The sequence below is a fragment of the Stenotrophomonas maltophilia group sp. RNC7 genome (genome assembly GCF_030910085.1).
In the GTDB taxonomy this organism is placed as follows: Bacteria; Pseudomonadota; Gammaproteobacteria; order Xanthomonadales; family Xanthomonadaceae; genus Stenotrophomonas; species Stenotrophomonas sepilia.
The window spans coordinates 1-378 of the sequence record NZ_JAVFVN010000374.1 but is presented as its reverse complement, the minus strand read 5'-3'; the positions used below and the strand labels follow the sequence as shown (position 1 = coordinate 378).

General features: G+C 41.0%; 1 protein-coding gene. It reads left to right on the top strand.

The features are described 5' to 3' along the window. The coding region (locus tag RCF13_RS06655; RefSeq protein ID WP_308140975.1) for a hypothetical protein at positions 1-378 on the top strand (378 nt) is incomplete at both ends.

Below are 378 nucleotides of genomic sequence, written 5' to 3'. Positions count from 1 at the left end.
ATGCTGAGAATCAGTACATCTATAAGTTCGAGCTGCAGCTAACATTTGCACAACAAAAGATTCCATCGCTTTATGTAAACGGAAATGGGAAACTGCTTAAAAATTATGAGCCTATTAAGATTTACAATAGTGGTGGCAATGGAAATTGGCCGTCTAGTATTTTGTACCCTCAAGTTATACATGGTCCTGCTCCAGATGTTCCTCCAACGATCATCTATCTTGTTGTGCCAGGTGATGTAAGCTGGGGTACCGTCAAGGAGCTGCCGTATTTTGAGGTAGGGTTGATTGTTTCCAATATGGCTGATCCTGAATTTGTCCTTGAGAACTCATCGGTAGAATTAGAACTGCCGAGTGGGATATCATTAATGTCCTCTAATT